At 65.4% G+C, this 25511-nt stretch carries 9 protein-coding genes; all 9 read left to right on the forward strand.

Annotated features, from left to right (window positions below; translation table 11 throughout):
* Positions 1 to 23: 23 nt before the first annotated feature.
* On the forward strand, positions 24 to 1820 hold the full coding sequence (locus K7R21_RS12700) for a tetratricopeptide repeat protein (RefSeq protein WP_224983681.1): 1797 nt from the start codon (positions 24 to 26) through the stop codon (positions 1818 to 1820).
* A gap of 150 nt (positions 1821 to 1970) precedes the next feature.
* Positions 1971 to 3164 carry a tetratricopeptide repeat protein gene (locus K7R21_RS12705; protein ID WP_224983682.1) on the forward strand — a complete coding sequence of 398 codons (1194 nt, stop codon included), beginning with the start codon at positions 1971 to 1973 and terminating at the stop codon, positions 3162 to 3164.
* A 619-nt stretch (positions 3165 to 3783) separates the two neighbouring features.
* Positions 3784 to 5607 carry an asparagine synthase (glutamine-hydrolyzing) gene (asnB, locus tag K7R21_RS12710; RefSeq protein WP_224983683.1) on the forward strand — a complete coding sequence of 608 codons (1824 nt, stop codon included), beginning with the start codon at positions 3784 to 3786 and terminating at the stop codon, positions 5605 to 5607.
* Positions 5608 to 5727: 120 nt separating this feature from the next.
* Complete coding sequence (locus K7R21_RS12715) at positions 5728 to 8064, forward strand: methyltransferase domain-containing protein (RefSeq protein ID WP_224983684.1); 2337 nt, start codon at positions 5728 to 5730, stop codon at positions 8062 to 8064.
* 126 nt (positions 8065 to 8190) lie between these two features.
* Positions 8191 to 15675, forward strand: coding sequence for a glycosyltransferase (locus K7R21_RS12720; RefSeq protein WP_224983685.1), 7485 nt, complete (start codon positions 8191 to 8193; stop codon positions 15673 to 15675).
* A 20-nt stretch (positions 15676 to 15695) separates the two neighbouring features.
* Positions 15696 to 16463, forward strand: a complete 768-nt coding sequence (locus tag K7R21_RS12725) for a glycosyltransferase family 2 protein (RefSeq protein WP_224983686.1) — start codon at positions 15696 to 15698, stop codon at positions 16461 to 16463.
* Positions 16460 to 20356 carry a glycosyltransferase gene (locus K7R21_RS12730; protein WP_224983687.1) on the forward strand — a complete coding sequence of 1299 codons (3897 nt, stop codon included), beginning with the start codon at positions 16460 to 16462 and terminating at the stop codon, positions 20354 to 20356. The genes K7R21_RS12725 and K7R21_RS12730 overlap by 4 nt, the downstream gene beginning before the upstream one ends.
* Positions 20353 to 23670 carry a nodulation protein NodZ gene (locus K7R21_RS12735; RefSeq protein WP_224983688.1) on the forward strand — a complete coding sequence of 1106 codons (3318 nt, stop codon included), beginning with the start codon at positions 20353 to 20355 and terminating at the stop codon, positions 23668 to 23670. Before K7R21_RS12730 ends, K7R21_RS12735 begins: the two co-directional genes overlap by 4 nt.
* Before the next feature lies 1 nt (position 23671).
* On the forward strand, positions 23672 to 25450 hold the full coding sequence (locus K7R21_RS12740; RefSeq protein WP_224983689.1) for an O-linked N-acetylglucosamine transferase, SPINDLY family protein: 1779 nt from the start codon (positions 23672 to 23674) through the stop codon (positions 25448 to 25450).
* The last annotated feature ends 61 nt before the right edge of the window (positions 25451 to 25511 follow it).

Here is a 25511-nt window from a genome sequence, read left to right on the forward strand (position 1 = left end):
ATCAAACCCAAATGGAGAAATTCATGAGCCAGTTAGTCACCCGCCCCAGCGGCGCGATTGCCGTTATGGAGAATGGACCGCTTGTTTCCGCCATAGTCGTGACCCGGGATCGGGAAGCCCACCTCAGGGAATGCCTTGGCGAGCTGATGGAGCAGACGGTCTCCAGCAGGATGGAAGTAATCGTCGTCGACGCGGGCTCGGCGCAGTGCGAATGGGCAGTGGTGGCGGACCTGCAGCAACGTTACGCGAACCTCACCGCGCTGAAGCTCCCTTCCGGGGCGGTGTGCCGTGGGGTCAACATGGCTCTCAAGATGGCGTCGGGGAGATACCTCACCATCCTTGACGTAACCGATCGCCTCAGGCGCGACGCCTACGAGCAGTTGGCGCTGGTCCTGGAGCAAAACGCAGCGGCCATGGTCGCTTACGGCGATACCTGCTTCACCGCGATCGCCCACGAAAGCTTCGCCAACCACACCAGCTACGGCAAGGTGATCTGGCCTGACTACACCCCTCAGCAGCTCTCCCAGCTCTCCGAAGTGGCCCCTCACCTGCTCTGGCGCAGGGAGGTGCACGACAGCGTCGGTTACCTCCCCGAAGGCTACCCGAACCACGGGCTGCGCGAGTTCCTGCTCAATGTGCTGGAGCGCTTCCGCATCCAGCACATCAACGAATTCACCGGCCTCAAGCTGATTGCCGCCGTCCCGCAATCGGCACCGCAACAGGCGCCGCAACCGGTGGAGGTGCCGAGTGCTCCCGCCGCGGCGCAGGCCGTCACAGCCCCGCTACAGGCGGAGCCCGCCCCGATGCCGACGCCTGGGCCGGTCACGGTGCCGAGCGCCGAAGATGCTTACGCCGCCCTGAGGTCGCAGTTTCCCGCCGACGACATCGAACAGGCTGCCACCATGTTGCGGCAGCACCTTGCCAAGTATCCGCGGCACGCCGTCGCCCACAACGACCTCGCCGCGGTCAGCTACCAGCTCGGCGATCCCGACCAGGCCCTGGTCCATTACCGCGAGGCGGTGGCCCTGGAGTCCGACGAGGACGTCTACCTGAAGAACCTCGCCGACCTCCTCTACGTCGAGACCGGACAGACGGACGAGGCGATCAACATCTACCTGAAACTGCTCGAGAGGTCGCCGCGTGACGTGGAGACCCTGCTGAACCTCGGCATCATCTGCGAGGGGGTCGGACAGCCCAACGCAGCAGAGTCGTTCCTGCAAAGGGCGCTGGAGATTGAACCGGCCAACATGACGGTGCGCGAGCGGCTTTCCGAACTAAGGCAAAACGCGGCAGTACCTGTGGCACCGGCGACAGCTGCAGCACCGGCACCAGCAGCCGAGGAGGAGGACGACCTCACGGCTGAAGACCACTACCTGAACTCGCAGGAACTGGTGAACCGGGGCGACCTCGCTGGGGCCGATCGGGAACTGCAGAGAATCGTGGCACTCTATCCCGATTTCGCGCCGGCCTATAATGACCTTGCCGTACTCGCCTACCAAAACGGTGACAAGGACACCGCCCGTCGCAACTACGAAAAGGCGGCGACGCTGGCCCCGGGCAACAGCACCTTCCAGAAGAATCTTGCCGACTTCTATTTCGTCGAGGGATACGACGTGGACGGGGCCATCAAGATCTACCTGGAGCAGCTCAGGAAAGAGCCCCGCGACATCGAGACGCTGATGAACCTCGGCAAGATCTGCACCATCCTGGACCGGCCGGAGGAAGCCCAGACCTTCTACGGCAAGGTGATCCACCTGGAACCCTGGAACCGCGACGCCCGCGAGTGCCTGGACACCCTGAAGCAGGCCGCCAACTCCTAGCAAGAAGGCGCGCCAAGAAGAGCCCAAAACGCCCGGCGGCCTAAAGGTGCAACCGGGCGTTTTCGTTAGTGAATGCAGTTTTGATTAAAGTTAACAGCGCGGGATGCCGATACGACAGGCGGCTAATGAGCATCTAGCGCGGAGGATGTTATGGCAACCCAGAAGACGGCCTGGGACTACCTGGGCGACATGTTCGACACGTTGACCTCCCAGACCAGCATGAAGGCCCAGGCAGCGACCAGCGCCATGGCCAGCGGCGCCGGTTTTTTCCAGAAGAAGGACTACGCCCGTGCCACCAACGAGTTCAAGCGAGCCATCTCACTGGACCCCACCAACGCCCAGTCCTACAACTACCTGGCCAACGCCTACCTGGCGCAGAAGAAGTACGACGAGGCGATCAAGACCTACAAGAGTTCCCTTTCCCTCGATCCGACCCAGGATTCGGTACACACGAACCTCGGCAACATCTACCTGCAGCAGAAGAACTACAACCTCGCCGAGAAGGAGTTCAAGGATGCGGCACGGTTGAACCCGACCGACACGGTGGCGCCGTACACCCTCGGGCAGCTCTATGTCCAGACCGGGCGCTATGCCGAGGCGGAGACGCAATTCAAGAAGGTCTCCAGGATGGCCCCCAACGACCCCAACCCCTACTACAGCCTGGGAGCGACCTACAACAAGGAAGGCAAATACGCCGAGGCGGTCAAGCAGCTGACCCAGGCGGTGAAGCTGCGTCCCAAGATGACAGCTGCCCACTTCGAACTCGGGGTCGCCTACGCCGCCCTGGGGGACAGCACCAACGCACAGGCGGAGCTTACCACCGTGACCCAGCTTGACGCGACGCAGGGCGCCCTCCTGCAGCAGACCATCGCCCAACCCAAGTTCGTGGCCGCCGGCGGCGGTGATACCGACACATTCACCCCTGCACTCCAGGCCGGTACCGACCTCGGTAGTCTCCTCGGCGTCGACACCACCGGGACCAACATCCAGGCCAAGGAGTTCAGCCTCACCTTCTACTTCGACTCCTCAATGGATGCCAACTCGGTGCAGGACACCAGTAACTGGACCATCACCAAGGCCAGCGGCGGCGCGGCAGGTTACTACAACAACCTCCTGCCGGTGCTCCCCACCGAGGCCTACATCCCGCAGAACCCGACCAGCGTGATTTACGACCCGGAAAAACAAAGCGCCACCGTGACCTTCATGCTGAGCCAGAACTCCACCGGCGACGCCACCATCGATCCGGCGCACATGGTCTTCAAGTTCACCGGCACCGATGCCCGCGGCAAGGTCATGGACCCGACGGCGGACGAATACGCCGGCGCGGCCGACGAACCGTTCTAACTCTCGCGTCAGCATTCGCCGCGCGAGGTGGAAACGCCTCCGGCCACTCGACATGCTTGGCCTGCCGGGCCGCCCCCCCACGCCCCCCGTTACTCTTCTCTAGAGCCCCCGGACAGCCATGACCCGGTCCAGGCAGAGTATTGTGGCAGAAACATTGAAGCCAAAAACATCCCCCTACCGTCGCGGACTATGACGACGCCCCCACCCCGGCCATTAGGTACCCTGCAGGTGGCAGCGAAATGCTGAAACCGGAGCCTCTATCCCGTCCGCCGTTTTCCCCAGCCAGCCTTTCATATTTTTGACATGCAGTCGCGCGCAAAATTTATCTTCGCCATTTCAGGCACATAACACGACAAGCACAGGCCGGCACGCACATTGCTAAGACTGTATGCGATTCTGACCCTGGCACTATGCCACATCAGCATCAAAGCCCTGGAAGGAAGCCGAATCGGCCTGCAGGGATGAACCACCTGAACTACCAACTGCGGCGGCTCCTTGATTAGCCGTATGACGTGGTCCCCTGACAGTGTCCCATCGCGGGATGTCCCCGCATCCAGGCACAACAATGCGCAAGAAGGCACCGGCATGCAGTGAGAGCCGGTATAGAGGGAGAGCAGGAATGTGCGGCATATGCGGCATTATCGGTGAAAGTCGGCACGGCGCTGTCGTCTCGATGGTAAAGGCCCTCAGACACCGGGGGCCGGATGATTTCGGTATTCACGTCGAGACAGGGGCAGCCTTCGGCATGACCCGCCTCGCCATCCTTGACCTCTCTCCCGGGGGGCACCAGCCGATGCTGAGCCATGATGGCAACGTGCTCATCATCTACAATGGCGAACTCTACAACTTCAAAGAAGAGCGGACGATCCTCGAAGGGCGTGGCCATAGTTTCAGATCCCAGTCTGACACCGAAGTCGTCCTGGCGATGTACCTAGAGTACGGCGATGCCTTCCTCTCACGGATGCGCGGGATGTTTGCTCTCGGCATCTACGACAAGCGCCCCGGCACCGGCAGGGAACGGCTACTGCTCGCACGTGACCAGTTCGGCATCAAGCCGCTTCTCTATCATTTGGCCAACTCCCGCCTCGTGTTCGCCTCTGAGATGAAGGCGATCCTCGCCAGCGGATTGGTCCCCAAGAACTTCAACCCCGATGCACTCCCCTTTCTTCTGGTGAAGGGATCGATACCGCAGCCGCTTTCCGCCATCACCGGCGTGACCATGCTCCCCCCCGCGCACTACCTCGTTATGCAGAATGGCTGCTGCAATACCAAACGCTACTGGTCTTTCGGGATCGATCGCGTACCCGGGCTCAGGGGCGCCAGTTTCCAGGAGCAGGTGGCCGCCGTGCGGCAACGGTTGGAGGAATCGGTACGGCTCCAGATGGTAAGCGACGTGCCAGTGGGTGCCTTCTTGAGTGGTGGGGTGGACTCCTCGCTCATGGTAGCCATGATGGCTCGCCTCTCCGACCACCGCGTCAAGACCTTTTCGGTCGGTTTCGGCCCCGAAGGGAGCGCCATGGATGAAACCGACGATGCACGGCGTACGGCACAATTCGTAGGCAGCGACCATACGCGGGTGGAAATCGGTGGAAGCGATGTCCGCGACCGGATCTCACACATTGCGGCATCCCTTGACCAACCGACCGTTGATGGCGTCAACTCGTACCTCGTTTCGCTGGCCGTTAGCCGGCACGTCAAGGTAGCCATTTCCGGTACCGGTGGCGACGAACTCTTCGCTGGGTACCCGTGGTTCCTTAACGTCTTGCGGGCGGCACGTGCCGGGGACCGCGACTTGGCCCTCAGGTACGCCTCGGAGTACCTCATCTTCGATCTGCAACCTGCACTGTCGCTCCTTTCCGACGAGACGCAACGCAACTTCGACGCCGACCGCTTCATGCACGATACGGTTCGCCTCCCCGACGAGCTCCCCGAAGCCGATCCTATTGAACGGGTATCGGTGCTGTGCCTCAGGGGATATACCCAAAATCAACTGCTGCGTGACATAGACGCCGCTTCCATGGCGCACTCTCTCGAAGTCCGGGTTCCCTTTTTGGACATTCCGCTGCTCGATACGGCACTTTCACTCCCCCTCGCGGCCAAGCTCAACCCGGACACCGACCAGCTTGACCCGTACGCGGCAACCTATCGGCAGACGGGTGTAAAGCGTGCCCTCATCGAGATAGGGCGCAGCATCCTGCCTCCGGACATGGATGTCCAGCCTAAACGAGGTTTCGGAATGCCTTTTGCCACCTGGCTCAAGGGACCGCTACGCGAAGTGATGGAGGACACGCTGTCCCCAACTGCAGTGGCTGGAAGGGGGCTGTTCAGTGTGCAGGGAGTGTCACGGGTTCGGGATGAGTTCTTGGCCGGCAGGGGAGGGTGGCCACAGCTCTGGATCCCGATGATGACCGAGCTTTGGTGTCGGGAGCTCCTGGACCAGTAGCCATGCCACGGCGGTGCATCGAGCCGGGAATGAATTGGGCAGTGCCGCAGCAAAAACAACGAAAATCATGAGCACCACACGTGGAAGGAGGCGGGTACGACACGACAAGCTGCTGTAGAAATGAGCGCCATAAAAGCGGAGCACGGGATCAATGCCGCCGGCGAAAAGGAAGGACTGGCAAGCATCAGCATGGTCTGTAACGAGCATTCTCTGCCACTTACCGTCCGCGATGCACCGGATCCTTCAATGGCGAAGCTCGGCTGCGACGCCGGCTGCCTCTTTCCGGTGGTGGAAGGGGTCCCTCGCTTCGTAGGGTCGGAACAGTACGCCTCTTCGTTCGGACTGCAATGGAAAACCTTCCGGAGCACCCAGCTCGACTCCTGCAACGGTACGACCATCTCGAGGGATCGCCTGCAGCGGCTTTTTGGGGGAGACCTTTCGCTTTTAAAGGGGAAGAACGTGCTGGAGGCAGGGTGCGGCGCCGGACGCTTCACCGAGATCATGCTGAAGGAGGGCGCAAACGTCTTCGCCTGCGACATCTCCAGCGCCGTGGAGGCAAATTTCGACAACTGCCGCAACCTGCAGCGGGGAACCAACTACTTCGTATGCCAGGCCGACCTGCGCCAGCTCCCGCTCGCCCCGGAACAGTTCGACATCGTGATCTGCATCGGGGTGATTCAGCACACGCCCGACCCCGAGGAAACCATGGCGGCCCTTTGCCGGCAGGTCAAACCGGGAGGGATCCTGGTGATCGATCACTACACTTACGGCTACCCCGTGTCCCGCTCACGGGAAATGTTGCGCAAACTGCTGCTCCAGGTCCCCCCCCAGGCGGCCCTCGACTTCTGCACGGACCTGGTTGATCTTTACTGGCCGACACATGAATTCTTCTGGCAGAACCGTGGCACGCCTCCCTTCGACCGGCTGCGCCCGTCCTTCCTCGAACTTTCCCCCATCGTTGACTACCACGAGGCCTACCCGGAGCTTGGCAAGGAACTGAAGACGTGGGCCCTTCTCGATACCCACGACACCCTCACAGACACCTTCAAACACCTGAGGGATGCAGCGTCGATAAAACAGCAGCTGGAGAGTTGCGGCATGGGAGAGGTCGTGACTTCCGAGGGCGGCAACGGCATCGAGGCCAGGGCAGTTAAGCCTTTACGCCGCCCCCCCGCAGAGGCGCCGTTTTTGCCACCGGACCGGGCCCAGGAAAAGACCAGGATACTGATCGTAGCCTGGGGGTATTCCATCCACGCGCGCCGTCGCATCCAGGTATTCACTGCCGACCCGCGCTTCGACGTGGTAGTGGCCTCGAACCACGACTACAACTTCGCCGGGGCCCGAAACGTGATGCTAGACGGCAACAGCGAGAACACCTTCAACGTCGATCCCGATGGCGAGGAAGTAAGGTTCCTGTCCGACTACGCCCAAAGGCTCGGAGTTACCAACCTTGAACCGTTCACCAAGGAGATCTGCACGGGACTGCATGATTACATCATCCTGCGCGACCTGGTGCGTGAATTCGCTCCGCAGGTCATGCTACTGCAGACGCTGCTGTACCCCTGCTACCTAGCCCTCACCCTGGGGCGAAACATCCCGTACCTCGTCACCTTCTGGAACGGCGACGTCACGTGGTGGGCACAGTACGACGGCATCGAACAGAGGTTCAAGAAGGAGATCGTAACGCAGGGCGCTTTGAACGCAGCGGCCGTCACCGTGAATTCCGAAAAAGCCTTCCAGGCCTGCCTCGACTACGGGGTCGCCCCGGAAAGAATCCACCTGATCCGCTACCCCGGTGCCGACCTCGCGCGCTTTTGCCGGCGAGACCAGGAAGAAGCACGAGTAGCCCTGGCAATAAACAACAGAAAGGTGGTCCTTTGCCCGCGTGGCCTCGGCGCATACCTGAACGCCGATGTCATTATCGAGGCAGCAGGCCTCGTCTGCCGCGCCCATCCCGAGGTCCTGTTCCTCTTTGTCTCGGGCGTGGGGATGGAGCTGTGGGAGGAGTACCTGGCCCGCGGAAGGGAACTCGGAATTGCCGAACAGCTGCGCCACGACGGGCAGGTAGAGTGGGAAAAGATGCCGCTTTACTACAACGCCGCCGACCTCATGGTTTCGATCTCCTCGAAAGATTCGCTGCCGAACTGCATGCTGGAGGCCATGGCGTCGCATACCCCCGTCCTGATGGGCGACATCCCTCCCATAAGGGACTGGGTTTCTGAGGGCGAGACGGGGTTCTTCACCCCGCCAACCGACCACCGCGTACTGGCGCAAAGGATCGTAGAACTGCTTTACGGTGCCGACGAAAAAGTCGAGAAGGCAGTGCAAAAGGCGGCAGCGCTTGTTGCTGCACAGGCCAACTCTGCCGTCAACAATGCCAGGATGCTTGACCTCGCGCTTTCAGTCGCCGCCTCCGGCAAGGCACCAGCGCAGGCATTTGCCGCACCGGCCCCATGACAGGCGGGCTGCCTGGATAGGACATGCCGCTTGGCGCAGTGCGGCTGAGCCCACCGCACCCAGGGCGAAGGTCAAAATAGTGACAACAAAGACAAAAGGCCCGACAGGGCCTGATCGCGAGGGAACATGAACGCCAGTGACAGGCCGCAGCGGAAAACCGGATCGACCACCCCGATCACGGAGTGCATGGTCATGGCCGGGGAACCGGGGAAGTTCCTACTGCTGCTCGCCTGCGAAAAAAACGGGGTACAGCACAAGGGCGCCCTCTCGCTCCCCTACACCGCAAGCCTCGCACCCCTTACCCTCGCGCATCGTGCCAGCGGCGAACAGGTGACGGTCACCCCGGAGCAGATCAAGGATTTCCTGAGCTACGGCTATGATTTCGACACCGAATCCGAGATCTATGCCGCGGGACGACGGACGGGGGAGCGGCCACGGGTGGCCTTCCTGATCAACGATCCCACCTACATGGGTGGCGGGACCATCGTGTTCTGCCGCTACATAAACTGGCTGGCAGACATGGGGGTCGAGGTGACCCTCTACACCGAAGGCCCCCTCCCCTCCTGGACCACTATCAATGCCCGCATCCGCAGCATCCCGGACTTCAAGGAGCGCTACGCCGCGGTGAGCGAACCGGTCGTCATCGCCTTTTCGGTCTGGTACATCCCCTACTTCCTGTGCCACAACGACACCCGCGGCAAGCGCATCTACCACCTGTGCCAGGGCGCCGAGGAATTCCACTTCTGCACCGAGACTACCGATCTCATGCGCCCGTTGCCGGTGTTCGACCTCCTGAACACCCTCCCGGTGGGACGCATCGTCGTGTCGCCCAGTCTGCAGCGGTACTTCCAGGACAAGTACGGCCAGCAGCCCCTGCTCATCAACAACGGCATCGACCTCGAACTCTTTAGCCCCGGCGCACGCCGCCAGGTGGGAGCAGCCTGGACGGTCATGGTGAACGGCAACCCCGGTGACGAGCTGAAAGGGGTGGCTACGGTGCGCGAGGCGCTCGCCATGGTCGCCCGGCGTCGATCGGACCGGAGGTTCACCCTGGTGAACGTCTGCGGTGCACAACCTGAGCTCTGCCCCCCACTGGATACGGCCTTTACCTGCGAGATCGTGCACGGGCTTACCCCCGGGGAGATGCGCGACCGCTACCGTACCGCCGACGTCTACGTGAACGCCTCCCGCTACGAGGGGTTCGGCCTGCCGAGCATCGAGGCGATGGCCTGCGGCACCCCGGTGATCCAGGCTGACAACCACGGCCTCGACGGTGTGGTCGAGGACGGCCGCGACTGCCTCATGGTCCCCCCCGGCTCGCCGGCGGCGCTGGCAACCGCGCTGGAGCGGCTTCTTGACGACGGGGAACTGTGCGAGCGGCTGGCGAAAAACGGTCGCGCCACCGCCGGGCATTTCTCTTTGGCCAGCCAGCACCGGATGCTGGCCGAGGCCTTCAGCACCATCACCGGCACCACGCTGACAGGGGAAGCCCACGCCTTTGCCGGCGCATCCCCCGCACCGCTTTTTTCCGTCATGGTCCCCTGCTATAACCAAGCGTCTTTCCTGGTACAGGCCCTGGACAGCCTGATCGCCCAGAGCTACCCGAACTGGGAAGCGGTGGTTGTGAACGACGGGTCCAGCGACGACACGGCCCAGGTCATGGCCGACTACGCGGCCAGGGACCCGCGCGTTCGCCCCTTCCACAAGGAAAACGGCGGGGTCGCCTCGGCGCTGAACCGGGCTGTTGCCGAAGCCCGCGGCGAATGGATCTGCTGGCTCTCCTCCGATGACCTGTTCCTGCCGGACAAGCTCGCCCTCCACCTCGAGGAAATGGGCCGCGACCCCGGGGCACGCCTGTTGCAAACCAACTACCTGGTACTGTACGACGAAAGCGGCGCCACCGTTCCGTCCTCGATCGATACGGCACGCTTCATCCCGCCGGTGGCGGAGCAGGTGGTCCGGTTCTTCCAGATCAACTACTACAACGGCATCAGCGTCGCCGTGCACAGATCCGTCTTCGAGACAGTGGGAGGCTTCAACGAGGCGTACCGCTACGGTCAGGACTTTGACTTCTGGCTGCGTGCATCGGCGCGCTTTCGTTCCCGTTTCCTGGATCGCGCGACGTGCGTCACCCGCATCCATCCCGGGCAGGGGACGAACCTCTTTACCGAGGCGGGCATCTACGACTCTGCCAGGGCCGCGCTTGAATTTCTCAACAGCCACGAGTTCGCCGACATCTTCCCCTGCTACGACCTGTCCCAGGTCGAACAGGCGCTCGCCGCGGTGGCCGCGGTCAGCGCCGTCCTCGCCAGCGCCGATTCCTTCCTGGGGCGCTGCGGCTACCGCCCCGCCCTCGCGGACCGGCTGGGACAGTGGCTCATGGAAGCGGCACCCACGGAAGCGCACGAAGAAGTCCGCGCCCTCTGGCACGGCGCGCAAGGGAGCTACCGGGCACTGCTGCAACGGGCACTCGGCCCGGTAGCGAAGGGGTACCGCCCCCACGATGCCCTCGGCGCGCTGGAAAACGAACTGGAGCAGGTCAGAAAGCGGGGGAACCTGCAGGAAGAGCGGGCGATGGTCCGCTATCTCGCCATGGTGCGGGAACTGAACACGCAACAAGGAGCATCCATGAACCCCGACCAGAAGGCGGCCCGGGTGCCGTTTTTCTCCGTACTGATCCCGACTTACAACCAGGCCGCATTCCTGCCGGCGGCCCTTGAGAGCCTCCTGGCACAAACGTTTGATGACTGGGAGGCGGTCATCGTCAACGATGGCTCCACCGACGACACCGCGGCCGTCATGGAGCGCTGCGCGGCGGGCGAACCCCGCTTCCGGTGCTTCACCCAGGACAACGGCGGTGTGGGCGCCGCCCTGAACACGGCCCTCGCGCAAGCCCGTGGCAGATGGATCTGCTGGCTCTCCTCGGACGATCTCTTCGAGCCGGACAAGCTCGCCGTGCACCGTGCCGCCATCGAGGCGTATCCGGAGACCGCCTTCTTCTTCACCCATTTCTACTACCTGGACGACAACACCGGGGAAAAAAGCGCCCCCGAGCTCTGGAACCCAGTGCCACAGCCCCAGTTCCAGGTGGCGCGCTTCTTCCTTGGCCCCTACGTGCACGGCAACAGCGTCGCGGTGCGGCGCGACGTCTTCGACCGGGTCGGCAGCTTCGATGCCTCGCTGCGCAACGGCCAGGACTTCGACATGTGGCTGCGCATCAGCGCCCGCTTCCCCTCGCTCTTCATCGACAGCCGCACCTGCGTCACCAGGTGGCACAAGGGGCAGTCCACCAACGCCTTCCCCGAGGCGGGGTTCTACGACTCGGCGCGTGCCCTGGCGCAGTTTATCAACCACCACGACTTCCGGCAGCTTTTCCCGCTCCTGGATCTCTCCTCCGTCGGAGATGCGGTACAGGCGGTGCAGGAGACGCTCAACGTATCCCTCTCCCCCGGCGCGGTGATGCACCGCTGCGGCCCGTCGACGGCCCTCCTGGAGCGGCTGCACGAGTGGCTCGACTGCCACGCCCCGGCAGAGATCGCGGCCTCGTTGCGCCCGCAGATCGTCGCCGTCGCCGCCAGCGCTGCACAGTCCGGAGCCGACCCGGAACTGGTCGCGGCAATAAGGGACTTCGGGCATCCCTACCCGCAGGGGTACCGCTTCGCTCCCCAGGACTTCAAGGCGCGGGCCGAGGCGTTCCAGGCAAGGGTCGCACAGGCAGGAGAAGCTGCCGCAGCGTCAAGCCTGGCGAAGTACATCCAGGCCCTGCCGGCACCCGCTCCCCACGCGCCGGCAGCCAACCACGGCACCAGCGGCACTGAAGCTTCGCTGCGCATCCTCTTTTACTACGCAGGGCTGCACAACTCGGCGCGGCCTTTTGCCGGTAGCAGCAACGTCACCGTACAACTTGCCCGGCAGCTCGCCGCAAAAGATCCCGCCTGCAGCGTGACACTCACCGGCGACCACGTCACCTCCAGGGAAGAGACGGGTGGGGGCGTGCTAGTCCCGCTGCCTCCCCCCGCGGAACGGGCGGCCTTTCTGCACAGCTTCGATGTCGTCGTTTTCGCCACGCACCTGGGCAGCTTCGGCAACATCGTCAAGCCCGCGGCACAGCGCTGGATACTGCACCAGCACTGCTGGGATCTCAACCCCGCGGAGCGCACCCGGCTCGAGGATTTCGACCTGGTCATCGGCCTCACCCAGGGACAGAAACGGCGCTTCGAAGAGCAGGGGGTTCCCTCATCCCGGTTAGCCGTCCTCGCCAACGCCATCGACACGGACTTCTTCTCGCCGCGCCCGGTGCCGAGAAAGCCGCACTCGGTCATGTTCAGCGGGGCCGTTGTGCCGCACAAGGGAGTGCACATACTGCTGCAGGCCTTCACCTCGGTGCGCGCCCAGTTCCCGGACGCGGAACTGCACGTCTACGGCAACGCCGCCATGTGGCGCGAGGATGCAGGCTACGAGCGCGAGCTGATGGCCTCAGCACCGGAAGGCACCTACTTCCACGGCGCGGTCGCCAACAACGAGATGCCGGAGATCTACTCGAGCCACAGCGTGCTGTGCCTCCCGTCCCAGTTGGAAAGCTTCGGGCTGGTGACCGTCGAGGCCCAGGCATGCGGCTGCGTCCCCATCGTGAACGAGGCCGGGGGGATGCCCGAGACGGTGCAAAACCGCATCACCGGCCTGGTCTACACCCCGAACCAACCCGACGTGCTGGCGGCGCACATCGTCGCCGCGTTTCAGTCCCTCGACGCCGACCCTGCCATCCGGCAGAGGTGTGTCGACTTCGCGCGACAGATGTTCCGCCTGGAGGACCAGGGGGCAAGGTTCCAAAAGCTGGTCCGGGCGCTGGCCCAAGGGGAAGCGGTGGCCGTGCAGGACTCGGAACTGGACCGGATCATCGCCCCCGAGGTGAAAAACGACGAACTCTACCACCTGATCACCGAACTGGCACAGGCCGCCGACATCCGGACCGTGCTGGAGATCGGCTCCTCCGCTGGCGGGGGGAGCACGGAGGCCTTCGTCGCGGGCCTTGCCGCCAACCCCGGCGATGCGCGCCTTTTCTGCATGGAGGTATCCCGCGCCCGGTTCAAGGAGCTGAGCCGGCGCTATGCCGACCGCGGCTTCGTCAAATGCTACAACACATCCTCGGTCCCCCTGCGTGCCTTCGCCACGCCGGACGATGTCGAGGGCTTTTACCACTCGACCCGTACCAACCTCAACCAGTACCCACTAGCACAGATTCTCGGTTGGCTCCAGCAGGACATCGACTACGTGGCCGGCGCCGGCTTCGACCAGGACGGGATCAGGCTGATCCAGCAGGAAAACGGCATCGAGCACTTCGACATGGTGCTCATCGACGGCTCCGAGTTCACCGGCGAGGCGGAACTGGAGCGGGTGTACGGCGCCCGCTGGCTGATCCTGGACGACGTCAACGCCTATAAGAATTACGTGAACTACCACCGGCTCAAAAAGGACCCGACCTACGAGCTCTACCGCGAAAACTGGCAGCTCAGAAACGGCTATGCCGTCTTCAGGAAAAAGGAAGACGAGCTCCCGGTCCACTTCTTCACCATCGTGTTGAACGGCATGCCGTTCATCCGCTACCACGCCGACGTGTTCAGGACGCTCCCCTTCAAATGGCACTGGCACATCGTGGAAGGGGTCGCCGACCTCGTGCACGACACCGCCTGGTCGGTACAGCTGGGGGGGAAGATCTCCGATGCCTTCCACAGCGGCGGGCGCAGCATCGACGGTACCACCGAGTACCTGGACAAGCTCAAGCGGCTCTTCCCGGAGCAGGTTACCGTCTACCGCAAGCCGGAGGGAAAATTCTGGCACGGGAAACTGGAGATGGTACAGGCCCCGGTGGCAAACCTCCCGGAGCACTGCCTGTTGTGGCAGGTGGACGTGGATGAATTCTGGACCGCGGCACAGCTCAGCAAGGCACGGGAACGCTTCCTGGCCAACCCCGAAAAGACCGCAGCCTTGTACTGGTGCCACTTCTTCGTTGGTCCGCGCCTCGTGGTAGGCAGCCGCAACTGCTACAGCCAAAACCCCGCCATGGAATGGCTCAGGACCTGGCGCTACACCAAGGGGTGCCAATGGATCGCCCACGAGCCGCCACGCCTGCACCGCCCCCTCCCCGACGGCGGCTCCGTTGATCTCGCCTGCATCGATCCCTTCCTGCACGGCGAGACTGAGCGGGAAGGGATCGTGTTCCAGCATTTCGCCTACGTCCTGCCGGAGCAGCTCCGGTTCAAGGAAACCTACTACGGCTACCGGGGCGCGCTCGCCTGCTGGCAGCGCCTCCAGGAGCAAAAGCGCTTCCCCCTCCTGCTCAGGGACTACTTCCCCTGGGTCTGCGACCAGACCACGGTGGTTCCGGTCGAAGAAAAGGGAATCGTGCCCATCGAGCTCCCGGTGACGCCCGCCCCGCAGCTGCCGGTCACCGTGGTGGACGGCGTCTTTTACCAGATGAACATGACGGGGATCGCCCGGGTCTGGACCTCGCTCCTCATCCAATGGGCCGGGACCGACTTCGGCCGGTCACTGGTGGTGCTGGACCGGGCGGGGACCGCGCCGAGGGTGCCGGGCATCCGCTACCGCAGCGTCCCGTGCTACGAGGCGGGGGATTGGGACCGGACCATGCTGCAGACGGTGTGCGACGACGAGGGGGCCGACGTCTTCGTTTCCACCTACTACTCGACGCCGCTCACCACGCCATCGCTGTTTCTGGCCCACGACATGATTCCAGAATTCACCGACTGCTACGACCTGTCCGACGCCCAGTGGCAGGAGAAGCACCATGCCATCAACCGCGCCTCCGCCTTCGTGGCCGTTTCCCGCAGTACCGCGAGGGACCTCGTGAAGCTCTACCCCAACCTCGAAGATCACGTGGTGGTGGCGCACAACGGCATCGACCACGACACCTTCGCGCCGGCCCCGGAGGAGGAGGTACAGGCCTTCCGCAGGCGCCACGGACTGGACAAGCCCTACTTCCTCTTCGTCGGCATGCGCCAGGCATACAAGAACGGGTTGCTCCCCCTGCACGCGCTCAAAAAGCTCCCGGACCCGGGCGCCTTCACCCTGCTGTACGTCGGCGGAGTGGGGGTGCTGGAGCCGGAAGTGAAAGCGCTGGCGCGGAATCTGGACGTGCGGCTGGCAAAGCTCAGCGACCGGGAACTCATCTGCGCCTACAGCGGTGCCGCGGCACTGCTCTATCCCTCGACCTATGAAGGTTTCGGCCTCCCTATCCTCGAGGCCATGGCCTGCCGCTGCCCGGTCATCACCTGCCAAAACTCGTCCATACCCGAGGTAGCCGGCGCCGCTGCGCTGTACGTATCGCCGACCGACCCCGGTGAACTGTCCGCCGCCATGATGCAAGTCACCACTCCCGAAGTCCGGCAGCACCTGGTCCACCTGGGGAGCCGACAGGTGGCCAAGTTCTCCTGGAAGAAGATGGCGGACATCATCAGGGGGGTGATCTGCAGCACGTTCCCGGCGCGGGGGGGCGGCAACCGCACCCGGGAGGACGCAACCGCACCGGCCGTCACACGACAGTGCACGCCTCAACCGCACGAGGGAACCAGATGCCACAGCATGGCAAAGTAGCGACTGCACCAGAGACATCCGTGAGCGGAGCCCCACGCATCTCAGTGGTGGTTCCCTCCTACAACTACGCCCGCTACCTTGAGGTGTGCCTCGAATCGATCCTGTCCCAGCGTTACCCCAACCTGGAACTGATCGTCCTCGACGGGGGGTCCACCGACGGCACGGTTGAACTCCTGCAACGCTACGACATGCACATTGCCTACTGGCGCAGCCACAAGGATGCCGGGCAGTACGCCGCTATCGAGGAGGGGCTGAACCGCGCCAGCGGCGAGATCATGACCTGGTTGAACGCCGACGACATGTTCCACCCCGGCGCCTTCGACGCCGTCGGCCGCATCTTCGCGCAGTGCGCCGAGGTCGAGTGGCTCATGGGGCGCCCCAACAGCTTCGACGAGCAGGGGAGGCAAAAGCACGTCCTCACCTACCTGCCGCTCAACTCGCGCGCCAAGTACCTGGCGGATGAGGAGTTCATCCAGCAGGAGGGGGTGTTCTGGCGCCGCGCGCTTTGGGAGAGAAGCGGGGCCTACATCGACAAGACCCTGCCGCTGGCAGCCGACCTGGAGCTGTGGGCCCGATTCTTCAGGAGCGCGCGCCTGTTCTCGGTCGACCAGTTGCTCGCCGGGTTCCGCGACCACCCGCTGCAGAAATCCAAGGACAAGGCTGGCTACACCACCGAGGCGGACCGGGTGCTGGCCCGCGAGCGCGAGCTCTTCGCCGCCGAAAAGACACCTTTCAACCCACCGGCGCCGCTCCCCATCCTGATCCAGGGCGACCGGGTGATCCTGTGACCGCATCCATGCCCAACAAATACCTGGTTTCCGCCATCGTCTCCACCTACAACGCGGACCGCTTCCTGGCCGGTAAGCTCGAGGACCTGGAGGCGCAGACCATCGCGCCCGAACTGGAGATCATCGTCATCGACGCCGCCTCGCCGGGAAACGAACGCGCCATCGTGGAGGAGTTCCAAAAGCGCTACGACAACATCCGGTATCTCAGGACCGAGAAGCGCGAGACCGTGTACCAGGCCTGGAACCGCGGCATCCGCATGGCGGCCGGAGAATTCGTCACCAACGCCAACACGGATGACCGGCTCAGGAACGATGCCTACGCGGTGCTGGTGCGCGCTCTCTGGGAGCGCCCGGAGTGCATGGTTGCCTATCCGGACATGCGCATTACCAATGACGAAAACGGCACCTTCGAGCGGCACCAGCGCCTGGGCTTTCGCGACTGGCCCGAATTCGACCGCACCGACCTCCTGGAGCTTTGCTGCGTCGGCCCCTTCCCGCTCTGGAGAAAATCGCTGCACGACCAAATCGGCTACTTCGACGAGCGCTTCAAGAGCGCCGCGGACTACGAGTTCTGGCTGCGCGCGGCGCTCACGTACGACTTCGTCCACGTCCCGGAGTTCCTGGGACTGTACTTGCTTTCCGAGGAGACCGTATCCCGGAAAGGGGACCTCCCCACCCTCGAGTACATGGAGGTGCAGCGGGAATACCGTGACCGCTACGCCCGGTTCGCCCCGCCCCCGGTGGAACTGGAGCCCGACGCATGGCAGGAATTCAAGCTCCTGGCCGCGCGCGTGGAGGCAGGGCACCCCGGTGTGGTCGCGGAAGTGGAACGTTTCAGCAAGCTGCACCCGCGCGCGCCCCGCTTCCACCTGGAAATCGCCCGCATCTTCTACAAGAAGGGGGAGATCGGCCACGCCAGGAAGTATTTTGAAAAGGCCGCCATCGTCGCCCCCGGCTGCGACACCTACCGAGACAACCTCCTCTCCTTCCTGAAGACCGAACTCTACCAGGCGCTGCAGCACCAGACCGCGTTCCTGGTGGCGGACCCTGATGACCTGGAGGGCCACCTCTGCGCCGGGATGATCCTGATCCTCATGGAGCGCTACCAGGCGGCCCTGCCCCACTACCGGCGCGCCCTGGAGATCAACCCGGACAGCGCGCTGGCCCGGGAGAACATCGCCTTCCTGGAGCGGGAGTTGCGCCCCAAGGTGCACCCGCTCACCTCCATCGTGGTGGCGGCCGGTGACAATGCCGGATGCGCCCGCGAGTGCCTGGAGAGCATCGAGCGCCACACCCCGGAGCCGCACGAAGTGATCGTGGTGTTCCGTGGCAGCGACGAGGCGCCCCTCGCGGAACTGCAGCACTTCTGCGCCGGGCGCAGCGGCCTCATCCTGGTCGACTGCGGCGGGCGCTCTTCTGCCGCCGCCTTCGGCGCCGGCCTGCGTGAGGCGGTCGGGCGGGAGCTGGTGCTGTTGGAAGGCGACGTGGTACTGACCCGCGGCTGGCTGTCGCGCATGCTGGACGCCCTGGCCCGCCAGGAGAGAGCCGGGCTGTGCGGTCCCATGACCAACCGGGCGCACGGCTCCCAGGGCCAGGTCGCCTGCAGCTACCGAAACCTCTCCGAGCTGGAAAGCTGCGCCGAAACCTTCGCCGGCGCTCACTACGGCCGCCGCATCGATGCGCCGTGCCTCTCCGGTTTTTGCCTGCTCTTCTCGCGCGAGCTTTTGGACGAAGTCGGAGGGCCGGATGGCAGCTTCGCTTCGGACGCCTGGGCCGAAGACTTCTCGTTGCGTGCGGCGCTCAAGGGATATCGTTGCGTCGTCGCCGGGGACGTCTTCGTGCATCGCTACGGCACCCCCGACGAAGAGTTCCTGCGCCACCGCGAGCACCCGCTCCTGGAACAAAAGTGGGGACCGTCTGCCCTGGAGCCGGAACTTGCCGCGCGCCTTTTGCGACACCGGGCCGAGGTCGAGGGGAACCGGCTCGCCCGCGCCGGGAAACTGAAGCTGGCGGTGGAACTTATGATCGAGCAGGGGGTGCATCTCGCCAACGGCGACCCCGCCCCCTACCTCGCCCTGGCCCGGACATTGGCCGAGGCGGGGGAAAGCCGCGAGGCGCTCGAGGTGCTGAAACACGTCCCGCCGGGCGCTGCGCTCGCGACGCATCTCGTGCGGACACGCTGCCACGAGGCCGTCGGGGAGCCCGACCTCGCGCGCGCTGAGCTGGAGCGGGCCGCCGCACTCGACGACCAGTCCCCCGAGTTCCTGACCCTGCAAGGGGCGCTGGCACTGCAGGGGGGCGAGCGGGACCGGGCCGAGGAGCTGCTGCGCCGCACCCTGGTTGCCGACCCCGGCTGCGCCCGGGCCTGCGCCGCCCTTGCCGCCATCGTCTGGGAGCGGGGGGAAAGGGAACAGGGACTGCAGTTGGCCGAGCGCGCTTTCATCCTCGATCCGCTGGAGCTAGCCGCGCTGGGGCGTTACCACGACTACGCCACCGCGCTGGACCGGCTGCCGCGCGAGGAGGAGCACCTGCGCGAGGCGATCGCCCTTTACCCGGAGGACAAGGGACTTTGCTACGGCTTGATCGAGCTCCTGGTCAGGAGCGCCCGCTACGGCGAAGCGATCCGCGAGATCGAGCGCGCCGCCGCCCGTTTCGGGCTGGACGGCGCCGGCATCGACGCCGCTCTGCAGATCAGGGGCCTCGCCGGCACCCCGTCCCCTCCCGAAAGAGGCACCGGCAGCGTCTCGGTCTGCATGATCGTCAAGAACGAGGCGCGTAATCTCGCCGCCGCGCTGGACTCGGTGCGCGCCCTGGCCGGCGAGCTGGTCGTGGTGGACACCGGCTCTACGGACCGCACCCGCGACATCGCCCGCATCTTCGGTGCGCGCGTCCTCGACTTCCCCTGGACCGGGAGTTTCGCCGAAGCGAGGAACTTCTCCCTGGCCCAGGCCGCGGGGGATTGGATCCTGGTGCTGGACGCCGACGAGGTGCTCGCGCCGAACGACCTCGGGCCGCTCGCCGACCTGGCGCGGCAAGGGGGCAGGGTAGCCTACTCCTTCACAACCAGGAACTACATCGACGACATCGCCCGGCGCGGCTGGGTCGCCAACAGCGGCGAGTACCCGGAACAGGAGCGCGGCCGCGGCTGGACCGGCAGCGACAAGGTGCGCCTGTTCCCGAACCTGCCCACGCTGCGCTTCGAGGGAGCGGTGCACGAGCTCCTGGAGCTGTCCCTGCTGCGTCAGGAGATCCCGATCCATGCCTGCGACGTGCCGGTGCACCACTACGGCAAGCTGGACCCGGCTGCCGTCCGGGCCAAGCAGGAGTTCTACTACCGCCTGGGGGTGCAAAAGCTGGAGGAGACCGGCGCGAGCCACGAGGCGCTGGCGGAGCTGGCCCGGCAGGCCACCGAACTCGGGCTCCTCGACGAGGCTGAACGGCTCTGGCAGCAGCTGTTGCGGGATAAGCCCGACCACCCCGAAGCCTATTTCAACCTGGGCTACCTCTACCTCACCCGCGGCGACTACCGCCAGGCGCAGGCCCACGCCCTCCGGGGGGTGGAACTCGCCCCGGACCTCAAGGAGGCCGCCTTCAACCTGGCCAAGTGCGAGTTGTACCTGGGTCAGGTCGCGGCGGCGCTGGCTTGCTGTCAGGACATGCTGCACCACTGGCCCGGCTACCCCGCGGCGCGCTCGCTCCTGGCGGTCTGCCTTCTGCTGCAGGGGGATCGTGCCGGCGGCGAGGCCGAGGTGGCGCGCCTGGCGGCACAGGGCTATGACTGTGGCGATTTCCTGAACGAATACGCAGGCGGGTTGCGGCGCGGTGGTCTGGAGCACCTGGGCGCCCCCCTTGCCGACCTGGCAGCGCGGCTCCAGGCGGGGGTGCGGCCATGACCGAGTCGCAGAGCCTGAAGGACCTTTTCGCGGCGGCCAACGCCCTCTTCGCCTCTGGCGATCTTTCCGGCGCCGCCGAGCGCTACCGGCGCGTGCTGCAGCTCGATCCCTATTTTGCCCAAGCGAGCTTCAACCTGGGCTGCACATTGGACCGACTCTGCGGGCCAGGCGAGGGACTCCCCCACTTCGAGCGGGCGGCCCAGCTCGTGCCGCAGTGGAGCGAGGCGCACGGCAACTTCGGCCTCGCGCTGGCGCGGGTGGGGCGCATGGAGGAGGCGTCCGGCGAGCTGGCCGAGGCGTGCCGCCTGGCGCCGGAACACGCCGGCTACCGCAACAACCTGGGGCTCGCCCTGAGCGCGCTCGGGCGCGGCGAGGAGGCACAGGCAAGCTTCCAGGAGGCGATCCGCCTCGACCCCGACTACCCGGAACCGCACAGCAACCTGGCCATCCTCTACGAGCGCTTCGGCAACGGCGCCGCCGCCATCGGATCCCTGAGCCAGGCGCTGCGGCTTCGCCCCGACTACCCCGAGGCACACCACAACCTGGCCAACGCGCTCAAGTCGCAAGGGAGGCACGATGAGGCGGTGGCCCACTACCGCGAGGCACTCCGGCTCAAGCACGACTACCTCGAGGCGCAGAGTTCGCTGCTGTTTGCGCTCCTCTACGGCACCCAGACCACCGAGGAGAGCATCTTCGCCGAGCATGCCGCCTTCGGCGCCGCCCAGCGCCGCGCCGTCAAGCCGCACGGCAACGTCCCCGACCCGGACCGGGTACTTACCATAGGCTACGTCTCGGCGGACTTCCGCGAGCATGCGGTGGCCCGCTTCATAACCCCGGTCCTCGCCCACCACGACCGGAGCCGCTTCCGGGTCTACTGCTACTCCAACGTAGAGGTCCCCGACGGCAAGAGCGAGGCGCTGGCGCAGTTGTGCGACCGCTTCGTCAATATCGCCGGCCTGCGCGACGACCAGGCCGAAGAGCTGGTACGCGAGGACGGGGTTGACATCCTCGTCGACCTTTCCGGCCACTCCGCGGGGAACCGCCTCACGCTCTTCGCGCGCAAGCCGGCGCCGCTGCAGGTGACCTGGATCGGCTACCCCTTCAGCACCGGACTGGACAGCATCGACTACCGCATCAGCGACGCCATCTGCGACCCCCCCGGTGAGACCGAGCGTTTCCACAGCGAGGAGCTGATCCGGCTCCCGGGGACCTTCTCCTGCTTCGCGCCCCCCGAGGAAGCGCCGCCCGTAGCCCCGCTCCCCTGCCTGGCCTCGGGATCGGTGACCTTCGGCTCGTTTAACAATCCCGCCAAGATCACCCGCGAGACCCTGGCCATGTGGGCCGACGTGCTGCGCGCGGTGCCTGGCTCGCGGCTCTTGCTCAAGGGGTATTCGCTCGCCTGTCCGCAGGGGCGGCAGCGCTTCCTGGACGCCTTCGCCGCGGCCGGTATCGAAACCGAGCGGCTGGAACTGATCGGCAACACCCCGTCCTACCGCGATCACCTGGCGCTCTACGCCGGCGTCGACATCGCCCTGGACACCTTCCCCTACCACGGCACCACCACCACCTGCGAGGCGCTCTGGATGGGGGTCCCGGTGGTAACGCTGGCCGGTGCCTCGCACCGCTCCCGCGTCGGCGCCTCACTTCTACACAGCGTCGGGCTAGACGGCATGGTCGCCGACGACGGCCGCAGTTTCGTGCAGATCGCCCGCGCCCTCGCCCTGGACCGGAACCGGCTCCAGGGGCTCAGGGAGACGCTGCGCGCCACCATGGCCGCCGCCACGCTCACCGACGGCGCCGGTTTCACCAGGGGACTGGAGCAGGAACTGATCGCCGCCTGGGGGAGATGGTGCCGCCGCAATGCTCCCCCCGCCGCTGATCCGAAACAGGAGGGGCGCGAGCTGCTGCGCGGGGGGAGGCTCGATGCCGCCTTGCAGCGTTTCCTGGAGCCGCTGCGCTCCGGCGACAAGTCTACCCTCACCGATATCCAGGAAACCCTGAACGCCCAGACCGCCGCCGACCAGGCGCGCGCCCTGGCGCTCGAAGAAGGGCATGAAGCGGCAGGGGTTCCGGAACGGATCGCCAGCGACACCCTGGCCGAGTGCGCCGAGCTGCTCTGCAGCGCCGGCTTCGTCACCCCCGCCGATCTCATCTGCCGCTACCTCGGCGACCACGGCTATGACTCCGCCCGCGTCAGTCGCACCATCGGCGCGGTGGCCCTGGCCATCGGGCAGCCGGGCGCAGCGGTGACCGCGCTCGCGCGCGCCCTGGAGCAGGGGGATGCCTCGCGCGCCACCCGCATCCTGCTGGTGAAGGCCCAGCAGGCGGAACAGTTCCCGCCGCCCCGCGAGCGGGGAGAACGACTGCTGCTGATCAAGGCCTGGGGCTACGGCTTCTGGAGCGATGTGAACCACGCGCTCGGGCAATTCCTGGTGGCCGAGATCACCGGGCGCACGCCGGTGGTGCACTGGGGGGCCAACTCGCTCTTCAGCGACGACCCGCTCGACAACGCATTCAACCACTTCTTCGAGCCGGTCTCTCCGCTCACCATCGGTGACGTCATCTCGCGCCGGCACAGCTTCTATCCACCCAAGTGGCAACGCGACAACCTGCGCCACGAGAACCTGGCCAAGTTCGACGGCCCCTGGTCCCGCGGCTCCGCGCTCTGGACCCTGGAACGAAACGAAGAGGTCGTGGTGAGCGACTTCCACTACGCGGTCAACGACCTCGCCCCCTGGATTCCCGCCAGTCACCCGCTGCACGGACGCTCCACCGAGGAGCTCTACCTCTACCTGCTCGAGCGCTACCTGAAGGTGCAGCCCTACATCCTGAAGCGGGTGGAGGCCTTCTACCGCGAGCACCTGGCTGGCGCCCCGGTCATCGGGCTGCACGTGAGGGGAGGAGACAAGGTGGGCGAGGATCCCGGCCTTGCCAGGCTGAACGCCCTCTACCTCCCGGAACTGGAGCGGCTGCTTGCCGCAACGCCGCAGGCACGCATCTTCCTGAGCACCGACGACGAGCGTATCCTGGCCCGCTACCGCGAACGCTTCGGGGAGCGGCTGGTCTACACCGTCTCGACCCGCACCGCCAACGTGCAGGGGGTGCACTACCAGAAACAGGCGAGCCGCCGCGCGCTGGGCGAGGAGGTGCTCATCGACGCGCTCCTCGCCGCCCGCTGCGATCATTTCCTGGGCAACGGCCTCTCCAACGTGTCGCTCGCCGTTGCGCAGATGAGGCGCTGGGCGCCCGGGACCTGCCGACTCTTCGGCACCCGGCTCGACTACCTGCGCCAGCTTACCCTGTACCGGAGCTGACATGAGCGCGGAGCACTCGTCACAGGGGCAGGCACAGCTGAAATACGTCGAGCTTCTCCTGCGCAAGGGGATGCAGGAGGAGGCACGCGCCCGGCTCGAGGAGCTGGTGCGGCAGGAGCCGCCGGTGGCAGCGGCCTGTTACCTGTTGGCGGTGCTCAAGGGGGAGGACGGCGAGGCGCGCGAGGCGGTCGATTTGCTGCTCAAAACCCTCTCGCTGGAGCCGGAGAACACCAAGGCACTCAACGCGTTGGGAGCCGCGCTGCGGCAGATGGGGCAGCTCGAGCAGGCCGCGGCGGCATTCGCCGAGACGCTGCGCATCGAACCCGGTTTCGGCGAGGCGCGCATCAACCTGGCTCTGCTCCTGAAGGAGGCACTGCGCTTCACCGAGGCGGAAGAGCTGCTGCGGACCGGGATAGCACTGGAGCCCGGCTCGGTGCGCCTCAACTACAACCTCGCCAACGTGCTGCACGCGCAGGGAAGGAGCCTGGCAGCTGTGGCGGCCTACCGGGAGACGCTGCGCCTGGACCCGGACCACCTGGACGCCCGGCAGAACCTCCTCTTCGCCCTGCACTACTCGCCGCAGTTCAGCCGACGCGAGATCTACGCCGAGCACTTGAAGGCAGCCCGCAGCCGGCCGTTCCGGCCTGAGCGCCGGGACCTTGCCGACCGCCCCCATCCCGGAGGCCGCATCAGGGTCGGCTACCTCTCCCCCGACTTCCGAGGCCACGCCGTGGCGAGCTTCATTGAGCCGGTGCTGCGCGAGCACGACCGCGGCCGCTTCCAAATCTTTTGCTACGCCAACGTCGCCGCTCCCGACGCAACCACCGAGCGCCTCAAGGGGCTGTGCGACCAGTGGCGCGACATCCACGGCATGGCCGACCACAACGCCGCTGCCCTCATCGCCGGCGACGGCATCGACATCCTCTTCGACCTGGCCGGGCACACTTCCGGTAGCCGGCTCCCGCTCTTTTGTCACCGTCCCGCCCCGATCCAGATCACCTGGATCGGCTATCCCGACAGCACCGGGTTAAGGGAGATGGACTACCGCATCACCGACGCGCTGGCCGACCCGCCGGGAACCGACGACCGCCTGCACAGCGAATTGCTGCTACGCCTCCCCCGCACCTTCTGCTGCTACCTTCCCCCCGCCGAGGCGCCGGAGCTGGTCCCGCCCCCCTGCGGAGGCAACGGCCACATCACCTTCGGCTCCTTCAACAACTTGGCGAAAGTCACCCCGGAGGTAATTGCACTCTGGAGCCGCGTGCTGCACGCGGTCCCCGACTCCCGCCTGCTCCTGAAGGCCAAGCCGCTGGTGGACCACGGCGTGCGCGGCCGCATCCTGGCACTGTTCCAGGAGCACGGGGTAGCGGCCGAGCGCATCGAGCTGGACCAGGGGCAGCCCGGCACCCGCGAACACCTGGAGCGGTACCAGCGCGTCGACATCGGCCTCGACACCTTCCCCTACAATGGCACCACCACGACCTGCGAGGCGCTCTGGATGGGGGTCCCGGTTATCTCCCTCGCCGGCGACCGCCACTGTTCGCGCACCGGCGCGAGCATCCTCACCAACTGCGGACTGGCGGACCTGGTGACCACGAGCGAAGCGGCCTATCTGGACATGACGCGACAGGTGGCCAAGGATCACGCCACCCTGCGCGAATTCAGGGCAGGCGCACGTGAGCGACTGCGGCGCTCGCCGCTTTTGGATGCGGGCGGGGTGACGCGGGAACTGGAGACGGTGCTGGCAGAACTGTGGGCGACCTCGCGCAGGCCTAAGTAGGGTTAGTTACGGCACAGGGTATCGCGGTCGGGATGAGGCAAGGTGGGAGCCGGCTGGCGGA

This window comes from Geomonas agri (assembly GCF_020179605.1).
In the GTDB taxonomy this organism is placed as follows: Bacteria; Desulfobacterota; Desulfuromonadia; order Geobacterales; family Geobacteraceae; genus Geomonas; species Geomonas agri.